This window comes from Pseudomonas sp. NPDC096925, assembly GCF_044762545.1.
GTDB lineage: Bacteria > Pseudomonadota > Gammaproteobacteria > Pseudomonadales > Pseudomonadaceae > Aquipseudomonas.
Map to the genome: position 1 here is coordinate 206,742 of NZ_JBIWEM010000010.1, position 6,094 is coordinate 212,835.

5 protein-coding genes and 2 tRNA genes are annotated in these 6,094 nt (G+C 61.4%); 2 read left to right on the forward strand and 5 right to left on the reverse strand.

Going from position 1 to position 6,094, the window contains the following annotated elements; genetic code table 11:
* Window positions 1-2 precede the first annotated feature (2 nt).
* From ACIQYU_RS24110 to rnr, 5 genes are all read right to left on the reverse strand, one after another.
* Window positions 3-866 carry a hypothetical protein gene (locus tag ACIQYU_RS24110; protein ID WP_063911915.1) on the reverse strand — a complete coding sequence of 288 codons (864 nt, stop codon included), beginning with the start codon at window positions 864-866 and terminating at the stop codon, window positions 3-5.
* A 33-nt stretch (window positions 867-899) separates the two neighbouring features.
* On the reverse strand, window positions 900-1,130 hold the full coding sequence (gene rpsR / locus ACIQYU_RS24115; RefSeq protein WP_003249563.1) for a 30S ribosomal protein S18: 231 nt from the start codon (window positions 1,128-1,130) through the stop codon (window positions 900-902).
* 28 nt (window positions 1,131-1,158) lie between these two features.
* Window positions 1,159-1,584 carry a 30S ribosomal protein S6 gene (gene rpsF, locus ACIQYU_RS24120; RefSeq protein ID WP_021783885.1) on the reverse strand — a complete coding sequence of 142 codons (426 nt, stop codon included), beginning with the start codon at window positions 1,582-1,584 and terminating at the stop codon, window positions 1,159-1,161.
* Window positions 1,585-1,889: 305 nt separating this feature from the next.
* Window positions 1,890-2,636 (reverse strand): 23S rRNA (guanosine(2251)-2'-O)-methyltransferase RlmB, encoded by a 747-nt coding sequence (gene rlmB / locus ACIQYU_RS24125; protein WP_063911916.1) that lies wholly within the window; start codon window positions 2,634-2,636, stop codon window positions 1,890-1,892.
* Complete coding sequence (rnr, locus tag ACIQYU_RS24130) at window positions 2,633-5,209, reverse strand: ribonuclease R (protein ID WP_207828728.1); 2,577 nt, start codon at window positions 5,207-5,209, stop codon at window positions 2,633-2,635. Before rnr ends, rlmB begins: the two co-directional genes overlap by 4 nt.
* Before the next feature lie 271 nt (window positions 5,210-5,480).
* Here rnr and ACIQYU_RS24135 point away from each other — a divergent pair.
* Both ACIQYU_RS24135 and ACIQYU_RS24140 read left to right on the forward strand, forming a co-directional pair.
* Window positions 5,481-5,567 (forward strand) — tRNA-Leu (locus tag ACIQYU_RS24135).
* 88 nt (window positions 5,568-5,655) lie between these two features.
* Window positions 5,656-5,742: transfer RNA gene (locus tag ACIQYU_RS24140), tRNA-Leu, on the forward strand.
* Window positions 5,743-6,094: the final 352 nt, after the last annotated feature.

Below are 6,094 nucleotides of genomic sequence, written 5' to 3' on the forward strand. Positions count from 1 at the left end.
TTTTAACCTTCACCGTTCGCGGAGTCATTCCCCTTGGGGGACTTGCGACCGCGAAAATCAATCAGGCTGTCGACAATGGCCAGAACCACCAGCAACGGATAAATCAGCTGCATGATCAGCGGCAACGTCACGTACATGCCCACCAGCCAGAAACCGGCCAGTCGCCCCTGCGCCACCAGCCCGTGCATCAAGGCGATGCCGGCCAGCACCAGTACCAGGCTCGAGGCCGATGCCAGGATGATGAACTGCGGGCCGATAAACGGCGCCACCACCATCACTGCCACCAAGACCGCCATGGTCTGTTTCGGCAACTTCAGTTCGCGAAACTCGCGCCCGAAGCCTCCAGGGTTGTACAACGCTGCCTGCCAATAGCGCGCCAGCATCAACGCCAGCACACTGAACAATTGCACCGTCACTGCTGTGGAAGCGACCAGCACGGGGCGGATCAGCTCACCAGAGAGCACCGGTTGCCCCTCGATTTTCGGCATGGCTTCGGCAAACGCCTTGGCCAGCACATCGAAGGTTTGCGCCAGCGCCAGATCAAGCACGAGGCTGAAAGCCACGGCGAACACGGCACTGGCGAGCAACACCCGGCTCCAGGGATGCTCGGCACGCAACATGGCGGCCAGGGCCAGGGCACCCGCAATCACCAGAAAGGTGATGGGATCGCCCATGACCCACACGGCCAGCCCGGCCAGCAGGCCGCCGGCGATGACCGTTGTAGCATCCTTGAACCCACGCCGCAGCAGCACAAGGCTGCCGGCAGCGGCACTCAACCAGAACAGCAGCGGCAGTACCGCGCTGATGACCACCACCAGGGTGGCCTGCACACGACCGCGCATGATGAAACTTGCTAACGCTCGCATGCTAATCCCTTACTGCTTGTCGACGACCCGGTCTCAGCGGCCGTGGCTGTCGGTGTAGGGCAGCAGGGCCAGGAAGCGGGCGCGCTTGATAGCGGTAGCCAGCTGACGCTGATAACGAGCTTTGGTACCGGTGATACGGCTTGGAACGATCTTGCCGGTTTCGGATACGTAAGCTTTCAGGGTGTTGAGATCTTTGAAGTCGATCTCTTTCACGTCTTCAGCAGTGAAGCGGCAGAATTTACGACGACGGAAGAAACGTGCCATTTAATAGGCTCCTCTAAAGGTCCGTGGATTACTCGTCAGCGTTATCGCTGGAGTCGCTGTCATTGCTGTCGTCGCCTTCGGCGGATTCAGCATGCTCAGGACGCTCACGACGCTCACGGCGCTCGCTGCGGTTTTCTTCAGCCTTCAGCATCTCGGACTGGCCGGTAACGGCTTCGTCACGACGGATGACCAGGTTACGGATAACGGCATCGTTGTAGCGGAAGTTGTCTTCCAGCTCGGCCAGGGCCTTGCCGGTGCACTCAACGTTCAGCATCACGTAGTGAGCCTTGTGAACATTGTTGATTGCGTAGGCCAGTTGACGACGGCCCCAGTCTTCCAGGCGGTGGATCTTGCCACCATCTTCTTCGATCAGCTTGGTGTAACGCTCAACCATGCCGCCGACTTGTTCGCTCTGGTCCGGGTGAACCAGGAAGATGATTTCGTAATGACGCATGAATGCTCCTTACGGGTTAGTAGTCTGCCAGTAAATCTGGTCAGACAAGGAGTGAATGACACTGTATGTCTTGCACGGAGGGGAGGCACATGAGCGCCTGCCAGCTCGGCAAGGGGCGCAATTGTAGAGAAGGCGGGGCGCACAAGCAAGGTGATTGGTGAATATTTGAACAGCCTGATACACATTACAGACTGCCGGCCCTTTCGCGGGTAAACCCGCTCCCACAGGTACCCCACAGGGCTCAGGCCTTGTGCGATCCCTGTGGGAGCGGGTTTACCCGCGAAGAGGCCGGTACAGGCTGAAGATCAGCGCTTGGCCTGACGCTGACGCACAGCCTCGAACAGGCACACGCCAGTCGCCACCGACACGTTCAGGCTGCTGACGCTACCGCCCATCGGCAACTTCACCAAAAAATCGCAATGCTCGCGGGTCAGCCGGCGCATGCCCTTGCCTTCCGCGCCCATGATCATCACCAGTGGCCCGGTCAGGTCCTGCTGGTAGATCTCCTGCTCGGCCTCGCCGGCGGTACCCACCACCCACAGGCCACGCTGCTGCAGCTTTTCCAGGGTGCGCGCCAGGTTGGTCACGGCCACCAGCGGGATTACCTCCGCCGCGCCGCAGGCCACCTTGCGCACAACCGGCGTCAGGGTCGCGGACTTGTCCTTGGGCACCACCACTGCCGTGGCACCGGCGGCATCGGCAGTACGCAGGCAGGCGCCAAGGTTGTGCGGGTCGGTCACACCATCCAGCACCAGAATCAGCGGTGGTGTTTCGGTGCGTTCGAGCAACTCCTCGAGCATCAACTCGCCCCACACCTGGCTCGGGCTCACCTCGGCGACCACGCCCTGGTGCACGCCTTCTACCCAGGCATCCAGCTCACGACGCTCGGCCTGGCCAACCGGCACGCGGTTCTCCGCAGCCAGCGCCAGCAACGTTTCGAGGCGTGGCTCGCTGCGCCCTTCCGACAGCCAGATCTGCTTGACCCGCTTCGGATGGTGCTGCAGCAATGCCTGCACGGCGTGCACACCGTAGATCTTTTCCAGCTGACTCATGACTTGCTCTTGCTCTTGCGTGGCGCACCGGACTTCGGCGGGCCTTTACGGTGCTTGGTCGGCTTGCCGGACGACTTGCCGCCCTTGTCCGACTTGCTGCTGGCATGGCCGCCACTGCGCGCCTCGCTCATCAGCGCCTTCTTCATTTCGCGGCTCTTGCGCACCTCGGCGTTACGCTGCACGGCATCTTTCGGGAAGTATGCCTCGGCGGTTTCGCTCTTGCGGCTGCGTGGTTTCGGCGTAGCCTTGGCCTCGACCGGTGCCTGCGCGGGCTGCTCGGCGGCTGGCGCAGCGCCACGCTGTTTGCGGCCAATCGGCGCAGCGAGGGTTTTCTCCGACACTTCGAAGTCGATCTTGCGCTCGTCGAGGTCAACACGCATGACCTTGACTTCGATGGTGTCGCCCAGGCGGAAGCTGCGCCCGGTACGCTCGCCGGACAGGCGGTGATGCACCGGGTCGAAGTGGTAGTAGTCACCCGGCAGCGCACTGACGTGCACCAGGCCTTCTACGTAGATGTCGGTCAGCTCGACGAACAGGCCGAAACCGGTCACCGCAGTGATCACACCCGGGAAGGTCTCGCCCACGCGGTCCTTCATGAACTCGCACTTGAGCCAGTTGACCACGTCACGGGTGGCTTCATCGGCCCGGCGCTCGGTCATCGAGCATTGCTCGCCGAGTTGCTCCAGGGTGTTCTCGTCGTACGGGTAGATGCGCGCCTTGGGGATGCTCATGGCGCCGGCACGCTTGACGTGCGGGGTATCCACCTTGGAACGGATGATGCTGCGGATGGCGCGGTGCACCAGCAGGTCCGGGTAACGGCGGATCGGCGAGGTGAAGTGGGTGTACGCCTCGTAGTTCAGCCCGAAGTGGCCGTTGTTGTCGGTGCTGTACACCGCCTGGCTCAGCGAACGCAGCATCACGGTCTGGATCAGGTGGAAGTCCGGGCGCCCGGCAATGCTCGCCAGCAGTGCCTGGTAATCCTTCGGCGACGGGTCCTTGCCCTTGTGCAGGGTCAGGCCCAGTTCGCCAAGGAAGGCGCGCAGCTTTTCCAGGCGCTCCGGCGGCGGACCGTCGTGCACGCGGTACAGGGCCGGCACGCCGTGCTTCTGCAGGAACTCGGCAGTGGCCACGTTGGCCGCCAGCATGCACTCCTCGATCAGCTTGTGGGCATCGTTGCGCACGGTCGGGCGGATTTCCGCGATCTTGCGCTCGTCACCGAAGATGATGCGGGTTTCCTGGGTTTCGAAGTCGATGGCACCCCGGGCGTGACGGGCATCCAGCAGCACCTTGTACAGGTTGTACAGGTTCTTCAGGTCCGGCACGACTGCCTTGTACTCCTCGCGCAGCGCCTTGCCCTCACGGGTGCGGGAGTGCTCGAGCATGCTGCTGACCTTGTTGTAGGTCAGGCGGGCGTGGGAGTGGATGACGCCTTCGTAGAACTGGTAGTCGACCATCTGGCCGGCTTTGTTCATGGTCATTTCGCAGACCATGGCCAGGCGATCGACATGCGGATTCAGCGAGCACAGGCCGTTGGACAGCTCTTCGGGGAGCATCGGCACCACGCGCTCGGGGAAGTACACCGAGTTGCCGCGCTGCTGGGCCTCGACGTCCAGGGCCGAGCCCAGGCGCACGTAGCTGGACACGTCGGCGATGGCCACATAAAGGCGCCAGCCACCGGAGAACAGACGCAGCTTGCCCAGCGGCTCGCAATAGACGGCGTCGTCGAAGTCGCGGGCATCCTCGCCGTCGATGGTGACGAACGGCAGGTGGCGCAGGTCGACGCGCTTCTCCTTGTCCTTCTCTTCGACTTCGGAGCGGAACTTGCGCGCTTCCTTGATCACGTCCTTGGGCCAGACGTGCGGGATATCGTAGCTGCGCAGGGCAACGTCGATTTCCATGCCCGGCGCCATGTAGTTGCCGATAACCTCGACCACATCGCCCTGCGGCTGGAAGCGCGGGGTCGGCCAGTGGGTGATCTTGATCTCGACGAACTGGCCAATCTTGGCGCCGCCGTTGCGCCCGGCGGTGACCAGCACTTCCTGCTGGATCTTCGGGTTGTCCGGGGTCACGTAGCCGATACCGCCTTCTTCGAAGTAACGGCCGACCACGCTTTCGTGGGCACGGGAGATGATTTCGACCAGCACGCCTTCACGGCGGCCACGGCGGTCGACGCCAGAGACGCGGGCCAGGCCGCGGTCGCCGTCGAACACCAGGCGCATCTGCGACGGGCTGAGGAACAGGTCTTCGCTGCCGTCGTCCGGAATAAGGAAGCCGAAACCGTCGCGGTGACCGGCGACGCGGCCGCAGATCAGGTCCAGCTTGTCTACCGGGGCATAAGTGCCGCGCCGGGTATAGATAAGCTGGCCATCACGCTCCATGGCACGCAGGCGGCGGCGCAGGGCTTCGATCTGGTCTTCGTCGTACAGACCGAACTCGGCCGCCAGCTCCTCGCGTGCGGCCGGTTCGCCACGGTCGGCAAGGCGCTGCAGGATCAGCTCACGGCTGGGAATGGGGTTGTCGTATTTTTCCGCTTCGCGAGCGGCCTCGGGATCGAGGGATTGCCAATCGGCCATCAGAAGGGGTTCACCTTGGGGTATATAGATAGGAATTCTGGCATAGGCGTATTGAAACCGGAAATGTCAGCCTTGGACAGCCCCACCGGCGTCTCCGGCGAGCCGGAATAGGCCTGCGGAATCAACAAGTTGAATTTTTTGAAATTTTTTTCGCTTGGGGGGTTTACAGCCCCCCGGACCGTCCGTATAGTGCGCACCACAACGACGGACAACCCCGAAGTTGTAGTAGAGATGAGCGGCGCTGTAAAGCATCAAGTAATCTCGAATGTGTGCCCAGGTGGCGGAATTGGTAGACGCGCTGGTTTCAGGTATCAGTGGCTTAACGGCCGTGGAAGTTCGAGTCTTCTCCTGGGCACCAAATATTTTCAAGTAACAGATGACCAAGGATCTGTTACTACTGTGTGAAAGCGAACGATAGTCGCCTTCTCCAGATGATGTAAAGCTTTGCCCAGGTGGCGGAATTGGTAGACGCGCTGGTTTCAGGTATCAGTGACTTAACGGTCGTGGAAGTTCGAGTCTTCTCCTGGGCACCATACAAAAACCCACTAGCTTGCTAGTGGGTTTTTTCTTGCCTGCGATTTTTGTCTCTCCCTCCTCGCCTGCCCGGACTGCTCTGGCGTCTATGAGATCGAGCGCCGCCCGCGCGGCGCATCGCGAATAAATTCGCTCCTACATTTGTTGCAACGTGGCCATGCCTGTGAAGCCATGGTTGTCAGCCTTGTTTGCATGGTTCAAGTCATGAGCCAGGGCTGGCAACCATGGCGTAACAGGTTCGGCACGTTGCAACAAATGAGGTGCGCCCCATTTGTTGGACAATCTTTGATTAGGCTGCTGCGGCCTGATTCCTGTATGCCACGGGACTCAGGCCGGCCAGCCCCATCTTGA

Bases quoted from the DNA above. Each gene is read 5' to 3' on its own strand.
- ACIQYU_RS24110 (WP_063911915.1), bottom strand. From the start codon at position 866: ATGCGAGCGTTAGCAAGTTTCATCATGCGCGGTCGTGTGCAGGCCACC.
- rpsR (WP_003249563.1), bottom strand. From the start codon at position 1,130: ATGGCACGTTTCTTCCGTCGTCGTAAATTCTGCCGCTTCACTGCTGAA.
- rpsF (WP_021783885.1), bottom strand. From the start codon at position 1,584: ATGCGTCATTACGAAATCATCTTCCTGGTTCACCCGGACCAGAGCGAA.
- rlmB (WP_063911916.1), bottom strand. From the start codon at position 2,636: ATGAGTCAGCTGGAAAAGATCTACGGTGTGCACGCCGTGCAGGCATTG.
- rnr (WP_207828728.1), bottom strand. From the start codon at position 5,209: ATGGCCGATTGGCAATCCCTCGATCCCGAGGCCGCTCGCGAAGCGGAA.